This window comes from Planktotalea arctica (assembly GCF_002105285.1).
Lineage (GTDB): Bacteria > Pseudomonadota > Alphaproteobacteria > Rhodobacterales > Rhodobacteraceae > Planktotalea > Planktotalea arctica.
This window is the reverse complement of sequence record NZ_MUHR01000029.1, coordinates 56,259-76,926: the sequence shown is the minus strand read 5'-3', so window position 1 is coordinate 76,926 and position 20,668 is coordinate 56,259. Positions and strand designations below refer to the sequence as shown.

Here is a 20,668-nt window from a genome sequence, read left to right as displayed (position 1 = left end):
AATTCTGAAATCCGCAATATGACCAGCGGCCTTCATACATCGCGCCAGAAGCACGTCTTTAATACGACAGGACAGGCACTCACCTGCCATCCTCATGACCACATGAGTGTCGCGGGCGGTGGCCTGTCACCTGATCGCACGAGGTGGATTGCATGCAAACCGGGGCGCTTTCCGCACGTGCGGGTGTTGTAACGGCTCTTTCGACGCGTGTTCTTCGAAGGGCTGCTAGCCCTGCTCTTGGCAGGGGAGTTGCCTTTTTACGGTGACCTGAACAGGCTTTCGGTGCCACAGGCCTTCGCCGCATACCTTGTCCCGTTGCGCAAAATAAAATGGGTAGCCTACGCTAAAGCAACCCTCGGCGGACCCGAGCATGTGCTTGTCTATCTCAGCCGCTACACCCATCCCACTGCCCTCTCATGAAGAGGCGCACGTCACTATTCCACGACTTCCTCCTAGTCATGTTTTCCAACGCAGGCCAACGTCGCGCCAAAACGAAAACCTGCGCTCAGGTCCGCATCGCAAACCTTAAATTTGCCTGACGTTCACATGCTCGTCGCGCATGTCGGCAATCTGAGTATTGTGTGTGTAGTTGGCGGCTGATTGCTGTCAGGCGCATGATAAGTGCAACTGGATTTTTTGTGGCCAACACCCTTCAGATGACGTCTAATCCCTTAGTTCGAGGTCAAGATCTCGTATCCTGGAGCGGTATATGCTTTGACCAAAGTGATTGCTGCGGTCCCGATCCACGTTGTGCGTTCGATAACCAACAATGGGCTACCGCGCTCGATCTTGAGACATTCAGCAATTTCCGCATCCGCGGAGATTGCGTAGAAGCGTAGATCGAAACGCGTATATGGCTTGTTCCTGACCAACCATTCATTGGCGCTCTCGCGCGAAAGATCAACGTTAAGTATCTCGGGTACCGTGTCTGTACAAATCCAGCGATCTTCAAAGATATGCGGCTTGTGATCGGCAAGATGCAGCGCCTGCACCCGCATCATTTCCGTCGTCTCGGTTTGTTCAAACTTTCTAGCAACCTCATGCGGGATAACGCCAAGGCTTTGGTCAATCAGTTGGTATCCGTAGACACCTCCGCGCTTTTCGACTTCGCGTCTCGTGATTGGAATATCCAGCGTAGCCCGTGTGACCGGGTCAGTGCGCACATGGGTTCCCCCCTTGCGCTTTCGCTCCACCAATCCGGCGTCGGACAGGTCACGCATAGCCCGCTGCACGGTCGAGCGCGCACATCCAAGGGTCTCGGCGATATCTGCGTCGCGCGGCAGCTTGTCACCGGGTGCATAAGTGCGATTAAGTATGCCCGCTCGGATCTGGTCACGGACCTCTTTCCAAGACAGGCGCTCATCACGTATCAAATATTTTGCTCCAAATCGGCCATCACAGCGGTGAAGGCCTTTGTTATCCTGTCTCGCCGCACGTGGCGACCCTGTTTCACCATGTGACGCCCCGCGCTCCAGACGTCGGTGATGCAGCGCTGTCCGTTGCCGCCAAAGATCAGTGTATCCAGCGCCATGTCCCCTACGCGGTTTGCGCCCCATTCATTGTCCAGATCTAGGCCCAGAATGTCAGCCATTTTACCTGTCGCAAGCACACCACTATCGCGCCCGCCCGCCTGTGCGCCGCCTGTGCTCGCGGCATCAAACAGCACCCGCCCTGTTGAACGGTCTGAGGTGGCGAGGGCGGCGCGGCTTTTGTCGCGAAGGCGCTGGGAGTATTCGAGCGTCTTGAGTTCCTCGAAAAGGGTAATGTGGACGTTGGAATCCGATCCGAACCCTACGACACCACCATGCCCCAGATAGTCCGTGCCATTGAAAATACCGTCTCCAAGATTGGCTTCGGTAATCGGGCACAGACCCGCCACCGCGCCAGACGCTGCAAGTGCGCGGGTCTCTTGCCCGGTCATCTGCGTACAGTGGATCAGGCACCAGCGCGGATCGACGCTGTAGTGATCCAGCAGCCATTCTGTTGGTCGCGCGTTCAGGGCCGCTTGCACTTCATCCACTTCGGCAACTTGTTCGGCCAGATGCATATGCACCGGACCGTCGCTTGCCAAAGCAATTGCACGATCCAGCCCCGCTTTGTCCACTGCCCGCAAGGAATGCGGCGCGACGCCAATATTGAAATCCTGTAGGCCGGAGGCGACAGCACTGCGTGCGCCTTCGTGCATCTGCGAGAATTGTTCCGGGTCATTGCCAAAGCGGCGTTGCCCACCCGCCAAGGGGCGCATATCCAAGCCACCAAATTGATAAAGCACAGGCAACAGCGTCAAGCCAATGCCCGCCTGCGTTGCCGCAGCGACTATACGTTCCGACAACTCGGCCAGATTTGCATAGGGCACGCCGCCAGCGTCATGGTGCAGGTAATGGAACTCGGCAACGCCAGCGTATCCTGCCTCCAACATCTCAAGGAAAACCTGCGCGGCAATCGCTTCGATCTGATCAGGGTTCAGCTGGTCAAGGAATTTGTACATCAACCGCCGCCATGTCCAGAAACTGTCGCTTGGGTCGGGGCCGCGCGCCTCGGTTAGGCCGGACATGGCCCGTTGAAACGCATGGCTGTGCAGGTTCAGGGGCGCGGGCAAGGCCAGATCAACGGTCGCCGCAGCGCCTATTGGGGCGGGTCGGATATGGGCGATTCGCCCGTCTTTGATGCCTATCTCGACATCCCGCTCCCAGCCGTTTTGCGTAAGCGCTTGTTTGGCGATGACTTTTTGCACGGCAGGAATCCCTTGACTTAATTATGTAGCTACATATTAAATATAAGTAGGCTCTTAATCAAGGATTTTCGATGACACTGCCAATTCTCATCTCGGACATCAAAGTGGCAACGATGTCAGATGACGGCCCCGGATATGGGCTGATCGAGGACGCGGGCCTGGTGATCGAGGCCGACAAGATTGCATGGGTCGGGCCCATCTCTGACCTGCCTCCCCAGTATTCCAGCCTTGAGATACGCAGCTTTGACGGGCGGCTTGTGACCCCCGCACTGATCGACTGTCACACCCATATCGTTCACGGCGGCAACCGGGCTACGGAATTCGAGATGCGCCTTGAGGGGGCCAGCTACGAAGAAGTCGCCCGCGCGGGTGGCGGCATTGTGTCCACCGTGACGGCAACCCGCGACAACAGCGAGGCCGACTTGCTAGCAGCGGCCTTGCGCCGTGCCGACGCACTGATCGCCGAAGGGGTCGCCACCGTTGAAATAAAGTCCGGCTATGGGCTGGATCGTGACACCGAATTGAAGATGCTGCGCGTCGCCCGTGCCGTCGGGCTGGCCCGCCCGATCCATGTTGTAACCAGTTTTCTCGGGGCGCATGCGGTGCCCAGTGGCAAAGACGCTGACAGTTATATTGATAACACCTGTATCCCTGCGCTGCGTGCTGCCCACGAAGCTGGTCTTGTTGATGCCGTGGATGGTTTCTGTGAAGGGATCGCTTTTGATACGGACCAGATGCGGCGTGTGTTTGAAGTGGCAAAACAGCTTGGCCTGCCGTTAAAACTGCATGCCGAGCAGCTGAGCCATATTGGCGGCACCGCCTTGGCCGCCGAATTCGGGGCCTTGTCCGCCGATCACGTTGAATACGCCACCGAGGCCGACGCTGCGGCCCTTGCAGAGTCCGGCACAGTCGCAGTGATCCTGCCGGGGGCGTTTTACGCCATCCGCGAGAACCAAGCCCCGCCAATCGACGCTTTCCGCAAGCACGGCGTGCCCATGGCTGTCGCGACAGACTGGAATCCGGGTTCATCTCCCCTCGGCTCCCTGCTTTTGGCGATGAACATGGCTTGCACCCTGTTCCGTATGACTCCGGCAGAGGCGCTGGCGGGCACAACGCGCAACGCCGCGCGTGCATTGGCGCAGTCGGATCGTGGTATCATCGCCGCAGGAATGCGGGCTGATCTGGCGATTTGGGACGTCCACAGCGCGGCCGAGCTATCCTACGGCATCGGCATCAACCCACTTCACAAACGCATTTTCGGGGGTGCGCTATGACGATCACTTTGAAACCTAGCGCAACCGGACTGGCATTGTTGGAAGACGTCTGGCGCGGAACCGACGCGGTCGTCTTGTCAGCGGAGGCGCTGCCAGCGATCCAGAAATCTGCCGACCTCGTGGCTGTCGCATCAAAAGGTGATGTCGCAATCTACGGCGTCAACACCGGCTTTGGCAAACTCGCCTCGGTTAAAATCCCACCTCAGGACACAGAGCAGTTGCAGCGCAACCTTGTGCTGTCCCACTGCTGTGGCGTTGGCGAACCACTGGAGACAGCAACAACCCGTCTGATGATGGCCCTTAAACTCCTGTCATTGGGCCGTGGCGCGTCCGGTGTGCGCCCCGAAGTCTGCGCGCAAATCGAAGCCATGATCGCCGCGGGTGTCATACCTGTGATCCCGGTTCAAGGATCGGTCGGAGCTTCCGGTGATCTTGCACCCCTTGCGCATATGGCTGCCGTGATGATTGGCGAGGGCGAAGCGCAGTTCGGCGGCAAACGCATGTCCGGCGCGGGCGCTCTCGAAGCCGCAGGGCTGACGCCGATTACCTTGCAAGCAAAAGAGGGCCTTGCCCTGTTGAACGGCACGCAGTTTTCCACGGCATGCGCATTGGCGGCCCTTTTTGACAGCTGGGTCATGGTGCGCACGTGCCTTGTGACATCAGCTCTTTCGACCGACGCCATTATGGGGTCCACCGCGCCGCTGCGTTCCGAAATTCACACCCTGCGCGGTCACCGAGGCCAGATCGACGTCGCCGATGCGATGTCCACGCTTCTGGACGGCAGCGAAATCCGCGAAAGTCATCGCGACGGCGACGCCCGCGTGCAAGACCCCTATTGCATTCGATGCCAACCCCAAGTGAGCGGCGCCGCGGTTGATTTGATCCGCTTTGCCGCACGCACGCTTGAGATCGAAGCGAACGCAGTGACTGATAATCCGCTTGTCCTGAGCGACACGGGCGACATTGTCTCGGGCGGCAATTTTCACGCCGAACCTGTGGCCTTCGCAGCCGATCAGATCGCCATGGCTATTTCCGAGATTGGGTCAATCGCGCAGCGCCGCGTGGCTTTGATGGTCGATCCAACGTTGTCGTTTGACTTGCCTGCATTCCTGTCACCAAACCCGGGCATCAATTCCGGTTTCATGATTGCCGAAGTGACTACTGCCGCTTTGATGTCTGAGAACAAGCATCTCGCGCATCCTTGCAGCATAGATTCCACACCAACCTCGGCCAACCAAGAGGATCACGTCAGCATGGCCGCCCATGGCGCGCGCCGGCTTCGGCGGATGAATGAGAATCTATCGGTGATTCTGGGTATCGAAGCAATGTGCGCCGTTCAAGGTGTGCAAGAGCGCGCGCCGCTTCAAACCTCTCCTGCTTTGCAAAGGGCGATCGACGCATTTCGCAGCAAAGTCGCGCGGCTGGAGGACGATCGCTATATGGCCGATGATATCAAAGCTGCGGCAGACTTTGTGGTGAACGACGGTTTGGCGCAAGCCAGCGAAGTACGGTTTTCGCTATGATGGCTGTGCAATCCACCCAAGGGTCCAGCCCGCTCGTGTTGGGACTTCCGCATACCGGAACCGACATTCCAGCCGATTGCCTGGAACGCCTGAATGAAACAGGTAATGCAGTTTCCGACACAGATTGGCATATCCACACCCTTTACGACGGGTTGCTGGATGATGTGACAACAGTGCGTACGCCTGTCCACCGCTACGTGATTGACGTGAACCGCGATCCAGGTGGCGCCAGCCTTTATCCTGGTCAAAACACAACTGGTCTGTGCCCGCTGACGGATTTTGACGGCGTGCCTATCTATCGCGACGGACAGGAGCCTGATGCCGCCGAGATCGAACACCGTCGCGCAACCTACCACGCACCATATCATGCCGCGCTGCAATCCGAACTGGACCGCATCCACGCGCTGCATGGTTTCGCGATCCTATATGATTGCCATTCGATCCGTAGCCACATCCCGTTCCTGTTTGACGGCACACTTCCTGATTTCAACATTGGCACAAATCTGGGTCAGACTTGCACACCTGAGATTGAAACTGCAGTGGCTTCGATCTGCGCGGGTGCCTCTGGCTACACCTCTATCACCAATGGCCGTTTCAAAGGGGGCTGGACGACACGCAACTACGGGCACCCTTCAGACGGTTTTCACGCCATCCAGATGGAACTCGCCCAATCAACTTACATGGCCGAAGTCCCCCCATGGAATTACGACCCTACTCGCGCTGATCGCCTGCGCGTCACCCTCAAATCCATCTTAGAAACACTGTCCGCCTGGAGGCCCACATGACTGACCCGCGCAAAAACACCCGCGATATCTACCCACCAACCGGACCGGAGTTAAACGCAAAAAGCTGGCAGACAGAGGCGCCTTTGCGGATGCTGATGAATAACCTACACCCGGATGTGGCTGAAAACCCGCATGAACTGGTGGTCTATGGTGGCATCGGGCGAGCGGCGCGGACATGGGAAGACTTTGACTGTATCGTTGCCAGCCTCAAGGATCTGGAGGACGATGAAACGCTGGTCGTGCAATCCGGCAAACCCATCGCCATTGTCAAAACCCACAGCGATGCGCCGCGTGTGTTGATCGCCAATTCCAACCTCGTGCCGCATTGGGCTACTTGGGATCATTTCAACGAGCTCGATAAAAAGGGTCTGGCAATGTACGGCCAAATGACCGCCGGGTCGTGGATTTACATCGGCAGCCAAGGCATCGTTCAAGGCACCTACGAGACATTCGTCGAGGCAGGCCGCCAGCATTACAACGGCGACCTTACAGGCAAATGGATCTTGACCGGTGGTCTGGGTGGTATGGGTGGCGCGCAGCCCTTGGCGGCCGTGATGGCCGGTGCCTGCTGCCTTGCCGTTGAGTGTAACCCCGACAGCATCGACTTCCGCTTGCGCACCAAATACGTCGACGAACGCGCCGACACGCTTGACGAAGCGCTTGAGATGATCGACCGCTGGACCAAGGCGGGCGAAGCGAAATCAGTGGGCCTGCTCGGCAATGCGGCTGATGTTTTCGCAGAGCTTTTTAGACGCGGCATCCGTCCCGATATCGTAACCGATCAAACCAGCGCCCATGACCCAATCAACGGGTACCTGCCGCAGGGTTGGACTATGGCCCAGTGGAAAGAAAAGCGCGAAAGCGATCCCAAAGCCGTCGAAACTGCAGCACGTGCGTCGATGAAAACCCATGTCGCCTCAATGGTGGATTTCTGGAACGCTGGTGTACCTACTTTGGACTATGGCAACAACATCCGCCAAGTCGCACTGGAAGAAGGGTTGGAAAACGCTTTTGCTTTCCCTGGCTTCGTACCCGCCTACATCCGCCCACTGTTTTGCCGCGGCATCGGCCCCTTTCGCTGGGTCGCGCTGTCAGGTGATCCAGAAGACATCTACAAGACAGACCAGAAGATGAAGGAATTGTTCCCCGAGAACAAACATTTGCACAACTGGCTCGATATGGCGCGCGAACGGATTGCGTTCCAAGGCCTGCCGGCGCGGATCGCTTGGATCGGTTTGGGAGATCGTCACAAGGCCGGGCTTGCCTTCAACGAAATGGTCGCCAACGGGGAACTTAAAGCCCCCATCGTCATCGGTCGCGATCACTTGGACAGCGGCTCCGTTGCCTCGCCTAACCGCGAAACGGAAAGCATGATGGACGGCTCTGACGCGGTCTCGGATTGGCCTTTGCTGAATGCACTGGTGAACACGGCCTCTGGAGCCACTTGGGTGTCTATTCACCACGGCGGCGGCGTCGGCATGGGCTTTAGCCAGCATTCCGGCGTTGTGATCTGCGCTGATGGCACGCCCGAAGCGGCAAAACGTATCGAACGTGTGCTGTGGAATGATCCTGCCTCCGGTGTGTGGCGTCATGCCGACGCGGGCTATCAAGAAGCCTTGGATAGTGCGCGCGAAAACGGCCTGAGATTGCCTCGCATCTTGGGAAACTGAACCACTAAGAAACGAAACCAACCAAAGGGAGAACTAAAATGGACAGACGTAAATTTCTATCAGCCGCAGGTGTCGGCACTGCCGCCGTCGCTCTCGCGACGCCAGCCATCGCGCAGGACAAGCGCCAATGGAAAATGGTCACGGCTTGGCCAAAAAACTTGCCCGGCCCGGGCGTCGCTGCGCAAACGCTAGCGGATCGCATCACCACATTGTCGGGCGGCCGGATTGAGGTCACACTTTACGCCGCTGGCGAACTTGTTCCCGGGCGCGGCGTGTTTGACGCTGTCAGCGAAGGTACGGCAGAACTTTACCACGCTGTTCCTGCCTACTGGGGTTCCAAATCCAAAGGAATTTTGCTGTTTGGTAGCCAACCATTCGGTCTGCGTGCAGACGAACAGTTCGGCTGGATGTATCACGGTGGCGGTCAGGCGCTTTATGACGAAATGTATGGCCGTTTCGGCATCAAACCTTTCCTGTGTGGCAATTCTGGCCCGCAATGGGGCGGTTGGTTCCGCAACGAAATCAAGTCCGCCGAAGACCTCAAGGGTCTAAAGTTCCGCACCACGGGTCTCGCGTCCGAAATGGCCGCGAAACTGGGCATGGCTGCCGAAGCCATGTCTGGCCCTGCCATGTTCCAAGCCCTTCAGACCGGTGCATTGGACGCGGGCGAGTTTATTGGTCCATGGACTGATAGCGCACTTGGCTACTATCAGGTCGCGAAGAACTACTACTGGCCCGGTGTCGGTGAGCCGTCCTCTGCCGAGGAATGCGGTGTGAACTCGGAAGCCTTCGAAAGCCTCCCAGATGATCTGAAACTTGTTGTCACTCTGGCTTGCGAAAGCCTCTACAACCCTGTCTGGACGGAATACACGACCAAACACGCGCGGGCATTGAAAGCGCTGGTCGCGGACGAGGGCGTGCAGGTCAAGATGTTCCCAGAGGACGTAATCACCGCAATGGGCGTTGCTGCTGGCGAAGTGATTGACGAACTGCGTCAGAATGACGACGAGTTGGTTAAGCGCATCACGGAAAGCTTCATCGAATACCGCGACTCGGTCGGGCCGTACATGGTTTATGCCGACAACGGCCAGATGAACGCGCGCGCAGCGGTCATGGGCTACTAAGACGAACGACAGCGCGGGGGATGATCCCTCGCGCTGCAAACTTTACGACCTTGGGAGGGGCCGATGGAGAAGCTGGCAAGAACAATCGATGGCTTAAATACCAGCATTGCGGCAGTCGTCCGCTGGCTCGTCCTATTCATGGTGTTGGTGCAATTCACCATTGTTGTTGGGCGCTATGCCTTCGGGCTAAACTCCATCGCACTTCAAGAAAGCGTGCTTTACATGCACGCTACCTTCTTCATGCTGGGCGCAGGCTATACGCTGCTGGTCGACAAACACGTCCGCGTCGATGTGTTTTACGCCAAGGCGACTGCTGTCTGGCAGCGGCGTATCGAAATCTTCGGCCATATTTTCCTGCTGTTGCCGTCTATGACGGCCCTACTTTATTGGTCATGGCCGTCGGTCCGCAATTCATGGAAAATCTTTGAGGGCCCGCTGTCAGTTGGTGGCATCCAAGCGGTGTTTCTACTCAAGACCCTGATCCCCGCCTTTTGCATCCTTGTGATGCTACAATCTGTGTCCCTTTTGATCCGGCTTATGATGCAAAGGACCACGTCATGATCGAATATCTTGATCTAATCATGTTTGCTGTCTTGATGGCAGCCATTCTGCTTGGCTTTCCTGTTTCCTTTAGCATCGCCGGCATTGGAATAATTTTTGCCTATATCGGTCTTGCCACTGGAAAAATGGACATCACGCTTTTGGGGGCGATGGGGCAACGCGTCTTTGGCCTGTTGACCAACAACGTATTGATCGCAATTCCCTTGTTTGTCCTTATGGGGGCGGTTCTGGAGAAAAGCCGCATTGCCGAAGAACTGCTGGACACCATGGGCCGTCTGTTTGGCCAGTTGCGCGGGGGCTTGGGCATTTCGGTGGTTTTGGTCGGGGCACTTCTTGCCGCCTCCACGGGCATTGTCGGTGCCACAGTTGTGGCTATGGGGATGATCGCCCTGCCAACGATGTTGCGCTCTGGCTATGATCCGCGCGTAGCGTCTGGCATCGTTTGCACCGCTGGCACCTTGGGCCAAATCATCCCACCCTCAACCCTGCTGATTATCCTTGCCGATGTGATGTCCAACTCGTTCCAACAGGCGCAATACGAACAAGGAAAATTCTCGGTCGAGGCGCTGTCGGTCGGTCAGTTCTTTGCCGCGGCCGTTATTCCGGGCCTGCTGCTGGTCAGCCTCTATCTGATTTACATCCTGCTGCGCGGTTGGATTCGTCCGCAAGACATGCCACCCGCGCCGATGGATATGGCCAAGCCGGACCGCGTGGAAATCATCCGTGCCGTCGTGCCGCCCGTGCTGCTTATTTTCGCTGTTCTGGGCGCAATCTTGGGCGGCATCGCAACTCCGACCGAAGCCGCCTCTGTTGGCGCGGTCGGTGCGCTGCTGATGACCGGGCACAAACTGGGCGTCAGCCCGAAACTGATCTTGCTGGGCACTGCTGCCCTGATCCTACTCGGCTTGTTCGCAGGTGCCTTTCCAGTGCGGTTCCAGCGTGATGACCTCAGCAACGGCACCTTTGCCTTGGGTCTCGTCTATGCAGCTTTGGCCGTGATTGGCGCGGTTGCGGTCGTCTTGGCTCTACGAAGCGCCCTGAAGGAAAAGGTAGTGCACGAGGCTATCTCCTCCACCTTGACGATGACCTCGATGATCTTCGCTACGATTCTTGCCGCAGGCATCTTTAGCCTCGTATTTATCGGGCTAGGCGGAGAAGAACGTGTCGCAGCAATCCTTGGCAGCATGCCGGGCGGGGCAACAGGTGCATTGATCTTCTGCATGATCTTCATCTTCTTCTTGGGGTTCTTTTTGGACTTCGTGGAAATCTCTGTGATCGTCCTGCCGCTGGTGACACCGACGTTGATCCTGTTCGGGCACGATCCCATCTGGCTCGGCGTATTGATTGCCATCAACCTGCAAACCAGCTTCCTGACGCCCCCCTTCGGGTTCTCGCTATTCTACCTGCGCGGGGCAGCACCCAAGGAAGTCACGACAGGCCACATCTATGCAGGCGTTGTGCCGTTCATTGGAATACAGGCCATCGGAGTGGTCTTGATCTGGCTAATTCCGTCTTTGGCGACATGGCTGCCATCGGTTCTATTCTAAACCTAATGCTAGCGAGCTTTGTAAGAGGAGGCCCAACGGTGTGCTCTGCGTTCGCTGGCAAGACACCCCAGTTACTGAATGGTCGCTGTTGGCAAATTCCTGCCACAAGGGCCACTTGCAGCATTAGACTGAATCGACCCGACGCCACCGTAGGAAGCATCAAATAATCACGACCGCTTCGAAATGACGAACGGCTCCAACCGTTCGTCAGAATTCTCAGATATCGATCCGCTCAGAAATGCTCTGCGCCCCTCTCGGCAGATTTGCTTTATAAATCGCCTGCCGCGCAATGAATGCCGATCAGCACGCTACGCACGGGCGAAAGCTGCTACTCGCTCGCAATATCCATCGCACCCGAGCTTAACCAGATCTTCGTACATCAGCTTAACGTTGCGCCGCTCTATGCGAGACTTCCGCGTCTGCTCCAAAAACCACCGTTTCAGACCTCTCGCCAAGCCAAACACCAGCGAATGTGCAGCGCAGGTCAGTCAAATCCGAAGCGGTTTAGCGCTTTGAATCGAACGGCCCTTTGGGAGGTGCCGTCGCCTTGATGCGCACGGGGCGGCTCAGGTCCATGAGGACACGTTGGCGCGTGCCTCCACGCGGGCCGTCGTCATCGCTGCCCGCCATGCGCATCACAGCGATCGCGAATTGCACACCCGCAAACACGATACCGTTCAGCACCCAAAGGATGAACACCGCAAGCACGCCATCGCTGGAATGGGTGACCAAATGCCAAAGATTCATCACGTTCAGCCACAAAAGCAGCCCGACGAAGGCTGCGGAAATCCCGAAACCAATCAACACTTGGGTGATATACAGTCGGATGAGTCGTGGCATGAAAGCGCTCCTTTACAGTTGCACAAAGGATAATCCGATGCGCGGAGCTTGCAAGGGCAGTGCGCTAAAACCCGCCTAAAACGCAGCCGGCTTGGCTTCGCGCGCCATGTGATCGAGCACGGCGTTGACGAATTTCGCCTCTTTGCCCTCGGGGAAAAACGCAGAGGCAATATCAACGTATTCCTTGATCACCACCTTTGGCGGCGTGTCGCTTTGCGTCATCTCACCGCCAGCCGCGCGAAACAGCGCGCGCAGGGTCGGATCAATACGCGCGATGGGCCATTTGGCGACCAGTGCCCGGTCCGTCATCTGATCGACGCGCGCTTGATAGTTCACCGCGTCATCAATCAAGCTACGGAACAAGTCCACATCGCCCTCCACGAACTCCATGTCCTCATAGATCGCGCCAAAGCGGTGATCGAGAAACTCGTTCACGATGCTCGACGAGGTCTGCCCCGAGCTTTCCATCTGAAACAGCGCCTGCACCGCGTAAAAGCGCGCAGCGGATTTCATCTTGCGTTTGGCATTGCCCGAGAGGGGGAGATCAGTGCTCATGCGAGGCCTTTTCCTTTGGCAAACCCAGCGATCTGATATTCATCGGAGGCAGGTTTGAACCCCACGCCCTTGCGCTGGCCGCCCCACTTACGAGCGAGCGCGATCAGATGCAAGGCCGCAGCCGCCGCACCGCCGCCTTTGTTTTGATCTGATGGATCAGCACGCACTTCCGCCTGCGTTCGGTTTTCGACCGTTAGAATGCCATTGCCAATGCACAGCCCTTGCAACCCAAGCAGTTGCAGCGCGCGGCTGCTATCGTTGCAGACCGTCTCATAATGCGTGGTTTCGCCACGAATGACGCAGCCCAGCGCAACATAGCCGTCAAAATTACTAAGGCGCTCGGCAATGCCAACAGCCGTCGGGATTTCAAGCGCGCCGGGAACTTCGCAGATTTCATATGTGCCGCCCGCCGCCTCGATTTCAGCAACAGCGCCCGCCACCATATTGTCCGCGATATCCTTGTAATAGGGCGACACCACGATCAGCAGCTTTACAGGTTTGTCAAACTCAGCGCGCGGCAGGATGTAGTGCTTTTCATGTCCAGCCATTAACCAAGCTCCGAGATTTTACGGGTTCCGACGATTTCCAGACCGTATGCCTCAAGCCCGACGACTTTGGGCGTGGGCGAATTGGTCAGCAATTCCAGCTTGCTCAGCCCGAGCGAGCTTAGAATTTGTGCGCCAAGCCCGTAGCGGCGCAAGGTTTGCGGCGACACATCATTTTCCGGATCCAGCTTCATCGCGGTGTCGCGCAAGAGCACGACAACCCCGCGCCCCTCGGCGGCAACGGCCTTCATCGCATCGCTAAACTCGCCCGCACGCCCCTTGGGACCGGTGCCAATCACGTCCAGCATCGGGTCCATCGCGTGCATACGGGTCAAAACGGGCGTGTCGCCCGATAGATCACCCTTGATCAGCACGATATGCTCCGCGCCTTGGGTTTCATCGGTATAAATCCGCATGTTCCACTCACCGCCGAATTCGGAGGTAACCGTCTCTTCGGCGCGTACTTTGACCAGATTGTCATTACGGCGGCGATAGGCAATCAAATCGCTGATCGTACCGATTTTCAAACTATGCTTCTGCGCAAAAGCCACCAGTTCGGGCAGGCGCGACATCGTGCCATCGTCGTTCATAATCTCGCAAATCACGCCAGAGGCATTGAGCCCCGCAAGGCGCGAGACATCGACCGCCGCCTCTGTGTGCCCGGCGCGCACCAAAACACCGCCGTTTCGTGCTTTTAGCGGAAACACATGGCCCGGCGTCGCGATATCCGCCGCGCCCTTGGCCGCGTCAATTGCCACCGCAACCGTGCGTGCACGGTCATGGGCGGAAATACCTGTGGTCACACCCTCACGCGCCTCGATGGAAATGGTAAAGGCGGTTTCGTGACGCGATGAATTATTGGTGCTCATGAGTTGCAGGCCCAGCGCCTCGATCCGCTCGCCCGGCAGCGCAAGGCAAATCAGGCCGCGCCCGTGCATGGCCATGAAATTTATCGCCTCTGGCGTGGCCATCTGCGCGGGGATCACCAGATCGCCCTCGTTCTCGCGGTCCTCGTGATCGACCAGAATGAACATCCGCCCGTTGCGCGCGTCTTCGATGATTTCTTGCACCGAAGAAATCGCGTCACTCCAGTTTTCTTCGACGGGACCGGGTTTCTCAAAGCTCATGGGCTGCGCCTTTTCATCTACGTTTCCCCGCAAATAGCCCAAGCACCGCCGCATTGCCATAGACGCGCTGCGTCAATCGAAGATATCCTCGATCACATCCTTGGCTTCTTCGATAAACCAGCGCAGCGCCGATTTCCGCCGTTTGCGCTTTTTTGGCTTCTTGTAGCTTTGCTCGAACTTTTTTGGCGCAGGGCGGTGCGAGATCGCAGGCTTTGGCTTTTCAACCCTTTTGCGCACAGGCTCCGGCTCTAGCGCCAGTCGTTTCATCACATGGATCGGCGCGCCGCAGGAGCCGCAACTCAACTCATGGCTGACCTTGCCGCGCAGCACCAGCGCCGCGCGGGTGCCGCAATAACAGCAGGTGGTGATCTTGGTCGGGTAGGCCATAAACGGGTTTTCACAATCCTGAACTGCGCAGTTAGTCTTATTCCTATACAAACGAACTATTGTTTAATTTCGATTTTAAAAGAGACAGCGCATGAATCCGATTTACAATCCGCCTATTCCTACCGAAGCGCATCAACGCTTTTCGAACGCACAGGCCGCGCGATCGGTCTGATCGCCCTTGCACTGCCCGTATTCACAGGCCTGTTCGCCGCCCTTGGCGTGGTGCCGATGCGCGATTCCATCAGCCATTTCTATTACACCCGCTTCATGGGTGATTTCTTTGTGGGCGGGCTTTTCTTTCTCGGGATCATGATGACGTTCCTGTTTCATACGGACGACAAAAAGATCATCGGTTGGTCCAATCTGAAGCCATGGGAAGTGATCGCCGTGCGTTTTATCGGCATCTTCGCTATTCTCGTCTCGGTGTTTCCGACCACCGACAAGGGCGGAGAAACCGAAGCCGGAACAATCTTGCGCGGTTTTGGCAAAACTGTGGAATCAGGCGAGGCGAATATCTTTTACAGCCTGACCCAAGGCAAGATATTCGACCAAGAGATCGGTGGTTTTGTCCATTACTGCGCGGCCTTTGCGATGTTCGCGCTGCTTTTCTATTTTCTCGCCGTCGTGTTTCGCCGCGATCAGCGCTCCAATGCCAAAGCCGATGTGGAGCCTTTGCAAATGTCGCGCAAAGCATAGCGCAATCGCGCCTATACGGTGCTTGCAGGCTTCATGCTGATTGCCTTGCTTGCGATGGGCTGGGACGGGCTTGTCGCGCGCACTTCAAACGATGAAGTCTGGAACGCGCGCAACCTTACTTTCGTGTTCGAGACGATGGCCCTGCTCGCCTTCGGCCTTGGCTGGCTGATCAAGGGACGCGCATTCCCCTACTACAACGACATCTAAGCCAACGCGCGCAAAGCTAGGGATTGCTTAATGCACCAAAGCCTATGATTGGGGCGAGCTCACGAACGGACCTATTGGCGATCACGCCTTGATCATTCCAGCGGCCCTCAACCGCGATCACGGCAAGGGCGCTTTGCAAAGCCTCTTTTTCAACACTTGGTTGAAAAATTGATCCACACGTTCAGGCAGGCCTGCCACCTCCGTCCATATCCCTTTCCCCTGCCCCGCTTACCCGCGCGGCGGGGCGTTTAGCGTGGCAAACTGGCGTAGAGCGCAACAGCCGCCGCGTTAGAGACGTTGAGCGAGCCGACTGCATCGGAAAATTCGATTTTCACCAACATATCGACGGTTTCTTTGGTCTTTTCGCGCAAGCCCGGCCCTTCTGCGCCCAGCACAAGCGCAATCGGGCGATCGCGCTTGCCCTCTAGTGCTGCGTCAATCGTCAACTCCGCTTCGCCGTCAAGGCCGAGCACAAGATAGCCCATCTTTTGCAAAGCCTCGATGCTTTCAGCAAGGTTGCGAATGCGCAGGTAGGGCTGACGCTCCAGCGCGCCGCTGGCGGTTTTCGCCAAAGCTCCGGTTTCGGGTGCGGAGCCGCGGTGCGTGCCGATCACGGCGCTTGCACCAAACACTTCGGCAGAGCGCAGGATCGCGCCCACGTTGTGCGGGTCCGTGACGCGGTCGAGCAAGATGGCGCGCGGCACGGCGGCGGTGCCGCCCACGCAAACATCCTCAAGACGCCCCCACAAGAGCGGTTTGACCTCCAGCGCCGCACCCTGATGCACCGATTGCGGATCGAGCGGCGCAGAGAACCTGCGAGGATCGCAAACTTCGGGCTCCATGCCGGACGCTGCAATCGCTTCTTCCAGCTTGGCCTGCGCGTTCAGCGTCACAACCAGTTGCAGTTTTTCGCGCGCAGGGTTCATCAACGCATCGCGCACCGCGTGCAAACCGAAAAGCCAGACGGTTTCGGCATTGGACGCCTTTTTATCTTGCTCTTTTTTCACAACCCACTTCGGTTTTTTCATCGCGCTAGTCCTTTTGTGACGGCTTGCGCACCGCTCTATCGAAAAGAGGCGTCATCGCAAGGGTTTTTCGGCTTGACGCACATTTGCCCCGCTAGTAATCACCCGCTCACGCAATGCGCTTCGTCGCAAAGCAGTGGGCGACAGGCCGCAAGGTGTGGCAGGGGACTGTAACTCCCTCGCGGAGACGCACGCCTGGTTCGATTCCAGGGTCGCCCACCATTACACTTCACATTCGCAAGCAAACGCAATCACGCAAAACATATCTGTTTTCTGCGTAATGCAAGCTGTGGCAGTGGCCTTCAGCGGCTCCCTTGGGGAAACGCAGGCTAGATTCTCTTCCGGGGCCGCCCAGCATTTTATGTGATTAAGGGCCGTAAGTGGCCCTACGGCGACTTCGCAGTGAGGTTGGGGCACGTTAAGCGATCTCGCTTTGTGCATCAGTCAAACCCAGTACGCAGAGGGCCAGTGCAAGGACGACCCTCGGGTCTTCGCCCCTTGCCCGTTGATCCAACGCAAGGCCGATCTGAGCATGTAAATATGCAGCGCCCAGCTTGACGGGGATGTTGCCCGGCCACTCCCCCGTTTCCCGGCCCTCGATCAGCAAATTGGCATAAGCATCAACCGCCATACTCGCCATCGCCGCAATCAGTATTTGGGTTTTCTCCCCCATCTGGTTTTTTGCTGTTCGCATTTTCACAAACAGGCAGCCGCTTTCATGCGCACCATCTTCTGCCGCCAAATACGCGATTTTTCTGATTTTTCCGGCAAAAATGTCCTCTCCAGCAAGAATCTCCAACACCTTGGCCAATACGCAATGCCCGTAGTTTTCCAGTGCGGCATGGGTCAAACCATCTTCATTGCCAAATTCGCGGTAAACCGACGGCTTCGACACACCCGCCCGCTGACAGAGTCCATTCAACGAAACCTCTGTCGGTCCCTCGTTCCAATAGCTGCGCATGGCAATCTCGACCACATCTGCCCTTATCAGGGTCTTGGGGCGTCCTCGGCCAGCCTTGGGTGGGGTGTCATTCACTACTAAACCACATAAAACCTTATTATTGACAGCATCGCTTCAGTTAAATCACCACATGGTACGTTAATTCGCAATCCAGTGACTGGTCACCAGAAACCTAAAGGCAGCGTTTATCATGATTGCGCCCAAGGCGGGCCCATGCGCTCATGCTGGATGAGCAAACAGCAATGTTGGACGCAGCACTTGCTGCAGCGCCCCACGGGAAGAAGCGCGCGGGGGAAGATTACGTGTTCTTATTGCTTTTTGAGCAACGCCAAGGTGCGATTTGCTTTGCCGCCGCCGCCGCTGGTGCCGTTTATGGGCTGACCTTAGGCATCGTTAAGCGCGAAGCGTTGCATTTCGTGTTTGGCGTGATTGCCGTATTGATGACACTCGTCAACGCGAACCAGACTTGCCTACCATTTTTTGGCAACCACCCTAAGATTTAGCGAAATGGCAAACACGTCGGGCTTGTGTTCACTCCCCTCTAAGCGGTCGTCGCTCTCTTCGACGCGCTTGGGTTGAGCTATGCCGTGGCTTAGGGCAACAGCCCGACACCAATTGGGCGCTTTATCTGCCCTCTAGGTCTGGCGCAGGTTTTTCCCCCGCATCCCCGTCAAGTAAATCACCGTGCTAAGAATGATTGCGAAACCTGAGATCAGGGTCATGACCGTTCCCGGAGCGAAATGTACGAACCCGCCTAAGTCCATAAAGACGAAGTATCCGACATCGGCCAAGCCGCCTACAACCGCAGTCAAGAACATGGCTGTGACAGACCCACGCCAGATGTAGATTGCGCCAATCACACTAAATGCGCCAATCCAAGCAAGGTTGAAACCATGCTGATTGATCACCGCGCCAACGGCCTCATGATACGGGCCAATAAGCAGCGCAGGATCAACCGCGTCCGCGATACCTGCGAGCGCACCAGCCGCGTCTCGAGATATCGTCATGACGCCTGCCAAGATGTGGACAAGGCCCCAGACCAGCCAAAGACCTGCGGTGGTTTTAAGAAGCGTCGAGCGTGTGAGGTTGAACATGGTGGACCTTTCTATGGGTATCAGACAACTCGAAGCGTGGCTTTGAAAGCCTCAACCGCCTCGCTTAGCTCTTGGGTCAAATCCGGTGTCTTGAGGCGATTGGCGTCCGTATCGAAATGCTCTGCGAACGGTCCGAACAGGAACGATGACGTGATGTTTGCACCAAAATGCGGCAACCCTCCGAGGGCAGCCGCCATAACGTTTTGCCCGCCACGACCACCCATTGAGGTTGCCAGCAAAAGCGTCGGTTTGTCTTGGAACACCTTCATTGAAATGCGGCTGGTCCAATCAAAGATATTCTTGAAAGCCGCCGTATAACTGCCGTTGTACTCGGCAAACGAAATGATCAAGCCATCGGATGCACCAATCTTATCGTAGAAATCCTGCGCTCGTTGCGGAATGCCTTCGGCTTCGCGCTCTGGGCTGTAAATCGGCATCTCGTAGTCGTTAAGATCGATCAGGTCGATGTCGACGGCGGCGGACAAATCATCCTTCAGAACGCAGGCTGCATGACTTGCCAAACGCTTGTTAATGGATTGCCTGCTATTGGTTGCAGCAAAGACAAGTATTTTGGAACGTGAGGGCATGAAATTTCCGATCAGGCGTTGGAAGTAGATGCGCGGCCCAAGACCTGCGCGATTTGATCACGGTGGATGTAAAGAACAGCGCTACACAGCAGACCAAGCACGATAGATGGCAACGCCGATGGGCCAAGAATGAACCAATGCGTCATGACCGCCCCGAGCATGGTGCCACCCAGCAATGCGGCCCCGATCACCTGTTTGCGGGGCATCCACAACAAGGCGGCCCCGACGATTTCGATGCTGCCAGTCAGATAGCGCAGCCCTTGGCCGAACCCGATCTGATCGAACGTTGTGATCATCATTTCGACCCCTGCCAGCTTAACGCCGCCTGCGCCCATGAATGCGATGGTAAGAAGGACGCGAAGTCCGATTGAAAGATACGTCATTTTGAGCTCCAAGGTTGAATTACTCCCTTGGATGCTATGTATTGAAATCAAACACAATGCGCGGATATCCGCATTTAATGCGCGAAAAGTGAGCATAAGAAATATGGACAAATGGGCAGAACTGCGCACCGCATACCAAGTCGCAAAGCTCGGCACCGTGAGTGCAGCGGCAGAGGCCCTTGGATACCACCGCGCCACCGTCAATCGCCATATCGACGTGCTTGAGGCCGAGATCGGCACACGCATTTTTATCCGCCATGCGCGCGGATATGCCCTCACAGAGGTTGGTGAAGATGTGCTGCGCGTTGCGCAGAAGACCGAGAGCTTGATTGATGATCTTGCAGGGCGTGTGCAGGGCGGCAAAACGCAGATCGACGGAGAGATCAAACTGACCATCCTTGCACCCTTTGCAGGATTGTTGATGAGCTCAATCGCCGATTTCAGGGTTCAGAACCCACAATGTACCGTCGTTATTGACGCAAGCGAAGACTTGGCCCGCCTCGAATACGGCGAGGCCCATATCGCGCTTCGGGCGGGCGCAAGGCCCGACCACCCCGACTATGTCGTCAGCAGTTTCGGGCAGATTGGTTTCAACCTCTATGCTCACGACAGCTATGTTCAAAGGCACGGACTGCCAACAGGTGTGGATGATCTCAGCGGGCATAAGTTTGTTGTCCCGCAAATCATTGGGCGTGGTTTGCCGGTCACCCCCTGGATCAATGATCATGTACAGGCCGATATGATCGCGATGTCTTCGCGTGATATCTGGGTGATCTTCGAAGCGATTGCAGCAGGTGTTGGAATGGGCTTCATTGGTGATCATGAGGCCGCGAGCCGAGGCAAGTTTAGTGCTGTTTTACCGCCAAATAAAGAATGGACAGTGTCGACTTGGCTTGTGACCCATGTCGATCTGCACCGCACTCAAAAGGTTCAGGCAATGCTGGCCTGCCTCAAATCAACACCGTTGAAGGCCTGATCACTAAGCTGATGTGATATGGAATAACTCACGCCCTGCGTGTCGGGGGAAGAATACTCTATACCAC

Annotated in this window: 23 protein-coding genes, 1 tRNA gene and 1 pseudogene; 13 read left to right on the top strand and 12 right to left on the bottom strand. The window is 56.8% G+C overall.

Features of this window, described 5'->3' with window-relative positions; all coding sequences use genetic code 11:
• Positions 1 to 417, top strand: a pseudogene (locus B9P63_RS19495) (transposase); the annotation flags it as partial.
• 254 nt (positions 418 to 671) lie between these two features.
• Here the strand turns inward: B9P63_RS19495 and B9P63_RS18010 are convergent.
• On the bottom strand, positions 672 to 1,373 hold the full coding sequence (locus tag B9P63_RS18010) for a histidine utilization transcriptional repressor HutC (protein ID WP_085311383.1): 702 nt from the start codon (positions 1,371 to 1,373) through the stop codon (positions 672 to 674).
• The gene (locus B9P63_RS18005) at positions 1,370 to 2,734 is read right to left on the bottom strand and encodes a formimidoylglutamate deiminase (protein ID WP_085311381.1); all 1,365 of its coding nucleotides are present in this window, start codon (positions 2,732 to 2,734) and stop codon (positions 1,370 to 1,372) included. Before B9P63_RS18005 ends, B9P63_RS18010 begins: the two co-directional genes overlap by 4 nt.
• Positions 2,735 to 2,817: 83 nt before the next feature.
• Between B9P63_RS18005 and hutI the strand changes: the two genes are divergently transcribed.
• The 7 genes from hutI (at position 2,818) to B9P63_RS17970 (ending at position 11,218) form a co-directional block, all read left to right on the top strand.
• Positions 2,818 to 4,008 carry an imidazolonepropionase gene (gene hutI, locus B9P63_RS18000; protein WP_176219204.1) on the top strand — a complete coding sequence of 397 codons (1,191 nt, stop codon included), beginning with the start codon at positions 2,818 to 2,820 and terminating at the stop codon, positions 4,006 to 4,008.
• Positions 4,005 to 5,531: a histidine ammonia-lyase gene (gene hutH / locus B9P63_RS17995; protein WP_085311377.1), complete on the top strand. Its 1,527-nt coding sequence runs from the start codon at positions 4,005 to 4,007 to the stop codon at positions 5,529 to 5,531. The genes hutI and hutH overlap by 4 nt, the downstream gene beginning before the upstream one ends.
• Positions 5,528 to 6,316 carry an N-formylglutamate deformylase gene (hutG, locus tag B9P63_RS17990; RefSeq protein ID WP_085311375.1) on the top strand — a complete coding sequence of 263 codons (789 nt, stop codon included), beginning with the start codon at positions 5,528 to 5,530 and terminating at the stop codon, positions 6,314 to 6,316. Before hutH ends, hutG begins: the two co-directional genes overlap by 4 nt.
• A complete protein-coding gene (gene hutU, locus B9P63_RS17985) occupies positions 6,313 to 7,986 on the top strand; it encodes a urocanate hydratase (protein WP_085311373.1) in 1,674 nt (557 codons plus the stop codon). Before hutG ends, hutU begins: the two co-directional genes overlap by 4 nt.
• Before the next feature lie 38 nt (positions 7,987 to 8,024).
• The gene (locus B9P63_RS17980) at positions 8,025 to 9,110 is read left to right on the top strand and encodes a TRAP transporter substrate-binding protein (protein ID WP_085311370.1); all 1,086 of its coding nucleotides are present in this window, start codon (positions 8,025 to 8,027) and stop codon (positions 9,108 to 9,110) included.
• A gap of 63 nt (positions 9,111 to 9,173) precedes the next feature.
• A complete protein-coding gene (locus tag B9P63_RS17975) occupies positions 9,174 to 9,671 on the top strand; it encodes a TRAP transporter small permease subunit (RefSeq protein ID WP_085311368.1) in 498 nt (165 codons plus the stop codon).
• Complete coding sequence (locus tag B9P63_RS17970) at positions 9,668 to 11,218, top strand: TRAP transporter large permease (RefSeq protein ID WP_176219202.1); 1,551 nt, start codon at positions 9,668 to 9,670, stop codon at positions 11,216 to 11,218. The genes B9P63_RS17975 and B9P63_RS17970 overlap by 4 nt, the downstream gene beginning before the upstream one ends.
• A gap of 504 nt (positions 11,219 to 11,722) precedes the next feature.
• Here B9P63_RS17970 and B9P63_RS17965 read toward each other — a convergent pair.
• From B9P63_RS17965 to B9P63_RS17945, 5 genes are all read right to left on the bottom strand, one after another.
• Positions 11,723 to 12,058, bottom strand: coding sequence for a hypothetical protein (locus B9P63_RS17965; protein ID WP_085311366.1), 336 nt, complete (start codon positions 12,056 to 12,058; stop codon positions 11,723 to 11,725).
• A gap of 75 nt (positions 12,059 to 12,133) precedes the next feature.
• A complete protein-coding gene (nusB, locus tag B9P63_RS17960; RefSeq protein ID WP_085311364.1) occupies positions 12,134 to 12,613 on the bottom strand; it encodes a transcription antitermination factor NusB in 480 nt (159 codons plus the stop codon).
• Positions 12,610 to 13,161 carry a 6,7-dimethyl-8-ribityllumazine synthase gene (locus tag B9P63_RS17955; RefSeq protein WP_085311362.1) on the bottom strand — a complete coding sequence of 184 codons (552 nt, stop codon included), beginning with the start codon at positions 13,159 to 13,161 and terminating at the stop codon, positions 12,610 to 12,612. Before B9P63_RS17955 ends, nusB begins: the two co-directional genes overlap by 4 nt.
• On the bottom strand, positions 13,161 to 14,285 hold the full coding sequence (gene ribB / locus B9P63_RS17950; RefSeq protein ID WP_085311405.1) for a 3,4-dihydroxy-2-butanone-4-phosphate synthase: 1,125 nt from the start codon (positions 14,283 to 14,285) through the stop codon (positions 13,161 to 13,163). The genes B9P63_RS17955 and ribB overlap by 1 nt, the downstream gene beginning before the upstream one ends.
• 72 nt (positions 14,286 to 14,357) lie before the next feature.
• A complete protein-coding gene (locus tag B9P63_RS17945; protein ID WP_085311360.1) occupies positions 14,358 to 14,672 on the bottom strand; it encodes a hypothetical protein in 315 nt (104 codons plus the stop codon).
• Between the two features lie 228 nt (positions 14,673 to 14,900).
• Here B9P63_RS17945 and B9P63_RS17940 point away from each other — a divergent pair, with 228 nt between their 5' ends.
• Both B9P63_RS17940 and B9P63_RS19310 read left to right on the top strand, forming a co-directional pair.
• A complete protein-coding gene (locus tag B9P63_RS17940; RefSeq protein ID WP_085311358.1) occupies positions 14,901 to 15,368 on the top strand; it encodes a hypothetical protein in 468 nt (155 codons plus the stop codon).
• A gap of 33 nt (positions 15,369 to 15,401) precedes the next feature.
• Positions 15,402 to 15,575, top strand: a complete 174-nt coding sequence (locus tag B9P63_RS19310) for a hypothetical protein (RefSeq protein ID WP_176219201.1) — start codon at positions 15,402 to 15,404, stop codon at positions 15,573 to 15,575.
• 248 nt (positions 15,576 to 15,823) lie between these two features.
• On the opposite strand, the gene rlmB is transcribed toward B9P63_RS19310, so the two are convergent.
• A complete protein-coding gene (rlmB, locus tag B9P63_RS17930) occupies positions 15,824 to 16,603 on the bottom strand; it encodes a 23S rRNA (guanosine(2251)-2'-O)-methyltransferase RlmB (protein ID WP_085311354.1) in 780 nt (259 codons plus the stop codon).
• Positions 16,604 to 16,738: 135 nt separating this feature from the next.
• Here rlmB and B9P63_RS19305 point away from each other — a divergent pair.
• Positions 16,739 to 16,822 (top strand) — tRNA-Tyr (locus B9P63_RS19305).
• Positions 16,823 to 17,018: 196 nt separating this feature from the next.
• Here B9P63_RS19305 and B9P63_RS17925 read toward each other — a convergent pair.
• A complete protein-coding gene (locus tag B9P63_RS17925; protein ID WP_139816293.1) occupies positions 17,019 to 17,576 on the bottom strand; it encodes a TetR/AcrR family transcriptional regulator in 558 nt (185 codons plus the stop codon).
• Positions 17,577 to 17,782: 206 nt separating this feature from the next.
• On the opposite strand from B9P63_RS17925, the gene B9P63_RS17920 reads away from it, so the two are divergent.
• Complete coding sequence (locus B9P63_RS17920) at positions 17,783 to 18,064, top strand: hypothetical protein (protein ID WP_085311350.1); 282 nt, start codon at positions 17,783 to 17,785, stop codon at positions 18,062 to 18,064.
• Between the two features lie 132 nt (positions 18,065 to 18,196).
• Here the strand turns inward: B9P63_RS17920 and B9P63_RS17915 are convergent, their stop codons facing one another.
• From B9P63_RS17915 to B9P63_RS17905, 3 genes are read right to left on the bottom strand one after another with little or no spacing between them, the layout of a single operon-like run.
• Positions 18,197 to 18,655, bottom strand: coding sequence for a hypothetical protein (locus B9P63_RS17915; protein ID WP_085311348.1), 459 nt, complete (start codon positions 18,653 to 18,655; stop codon positions 18,197 to 18,199).
• A 20-nt stretch (positions 18,656 to 18,675) separates the two neighbouring features.
• A complete protein-coding gene (locus B9P63_RS17910; protein WP_085311346.1) occupies positions 18,676 to 19,242 on the bottom strand; it encodes an NADPH-dependent FMN reductase in 567 nt (188 codons plus the stop codon).
• Positions 19,243 to 19,253: 11 nt separating this feature from the next.
• Positions 19,254 to 19,625 (bottom strand): DoxX family protein, encoded by a 372-nt coding sequence (locus B9P63_RS17905; protein ID WP_085311403.1) that lies wholly within the window; start codon positions 19,623 to 19,625, stop codon positions 19,254 to 19,256.
• 103 nt (positions 19,626 to 19,728) lie between these two features.
• Here B9P63_RS17905 and B9P63_RS17900 point away from each other — a divergent pair, with 103 nt between their 5' ends.
• Entirely contained in the window at positions 19,729 to 20,601 is an 873-nt protein-coding gene (locus B9P63_RS17900) for a LysR family transcriptional regulator (RefSeq protein ID WP_085311344.1), read from the top strand.
• Positions 20,602 to 20,668 lie beyond the last annotated feature (67 nt).

Excerpts from the sequence above, each read along its gene's own strand:
- hutH (WP_085311377.1), top strand. The coding sequence starts at position 4,005 with ATGACGATCACTTTGAAACCTAGCGCAACCGGACTGGCATTGTTGGAA.
- hutG (WP_085311375.1), top strand. The coding sequence starts at position 5,528 with ATGATGGCTGTGCAATCCACCCAAGGGTCCAGCCCGCTCGTGTTGGGA.
- hutU (WP_085311373.1), top strand. The coding sequence starts at position 6,313 with ATGACTGACCCGCGCAAAAACACCCGCGATATCTACCCACCAACCGGA.
- B9P63_RS17980 (WP_085311370.1), top strand. The coding sequence starts at position 8,025 with ATGGACAGACGTAAATTTCTATCAGCCGCAGGTGTCGGCACTGCCGCC.
- B9P63_RS17975 (WP_085311368.1), top strand. The coding sequence starts at position 9,174 with ATGGAGAAGCTGGCAAGAACAATCGATGGCTTAAATACCAGCATTGCG.
- B9P63_RS17970 (WP_176219202.1), top strand. The coding sequence starts at position 9,668 with ATGATCGAATATCTTGATCTAATCATGTTTGCTGTCTTGATGGCAGCC.
- B9P63_RS17965 (WP_085311366.1), bottom strand. The coding sequence starts at position 12,058 with ATGCCACGACTCATCCGACTGTATATCACCCAAGTGTTGATTGGTTTC.
- nusB (WP_085311364.1), bottom strand. The coding sequence starts at position 12,613 with ATGAGCACTGATCTCCCCCTCTCGGGCAATGCCAAACGCAAGATGAAA.
- B9P63_RS17955 (WP_085311362.1), bottom strand. The coding sequence starts at position 13,161 with ATGGCTGGACATGAAAAGCACTACATCCTGCCGCGCGCTGAGTTTGAC.
- ribB (WP_085311405.1), bottom strand. The coding sequence starts at position 14,285 with ATGAGCTTTGAGAAACCCGGTCCCGTCGAAGAAAACTGGAGTGACGCG.
- B9P63_RS17945 (WP_085311360.1), bottom strand. The coding sequence starts at position 14,672 with ATGGCCTACCCGACCAAGATCACCACCTGCTGTTATTGCGGCACCCGC.
- B9P63_RS17940 (WP_085311358.1), top strand. The coding sequence starts at position 14,901 with ATGCGCGATTCCATCAGCCATTTCTATTACACCCGCTTCATGGGTGAT.
- B9P63_RS19310 (WP_176219201.1), top strand. The coding sequence starts at position 15,402 with ATGCTGATTGCCTTGCTTGCGATGGGCTGGGACGGGCTTGTCGCGCGC.
- rlmB (WP_085311354.1), bottom strand. The coding sequence starts at position 16,603 with ATGAAAAAACCGAAGTGGGTTGTGAAAAAAGAGCAAGATAAAAAGGCG.
- B9P63_RS17920 (WP_085311350.1), top strand. The coding sequence starts at position 17,783 with ATGCTGGATGAGCAAACAGCAATGTTGGACGCAGCACTTGCTGCAGCG.
- B9P63_RS17915 (WP_085311348.1), bottom strand. The coding sequence starts at position 18,655 with ATGTTCAACCTCACACGCTCGACGCTTCTTAAAACCACCGCAGGTCTT.
- B9P63_RS17910 (WP_085311346.1), bottom strand. The coding sequence starts at position 19,242 with ATGCCCTCACGTTCCAAAATACTTGTCTTTGCTGCAACCAATAGCAGG.
- B9P63_RS17905 (WP_085311403.1), bottom strand. The coding sequence starts at position 19,625 with ATGACGTATCTTTCAATCGGACTTCGCGTCCTTCTTACCATCGCATTC.
- B9P63_RS17900 (WP_085311344.1), top strand. The coding sequence starts at position 19,729 with ATGGACAAATGGGCAGAACTGCGCACCGCATACCAAGTCGCAAAGCTC.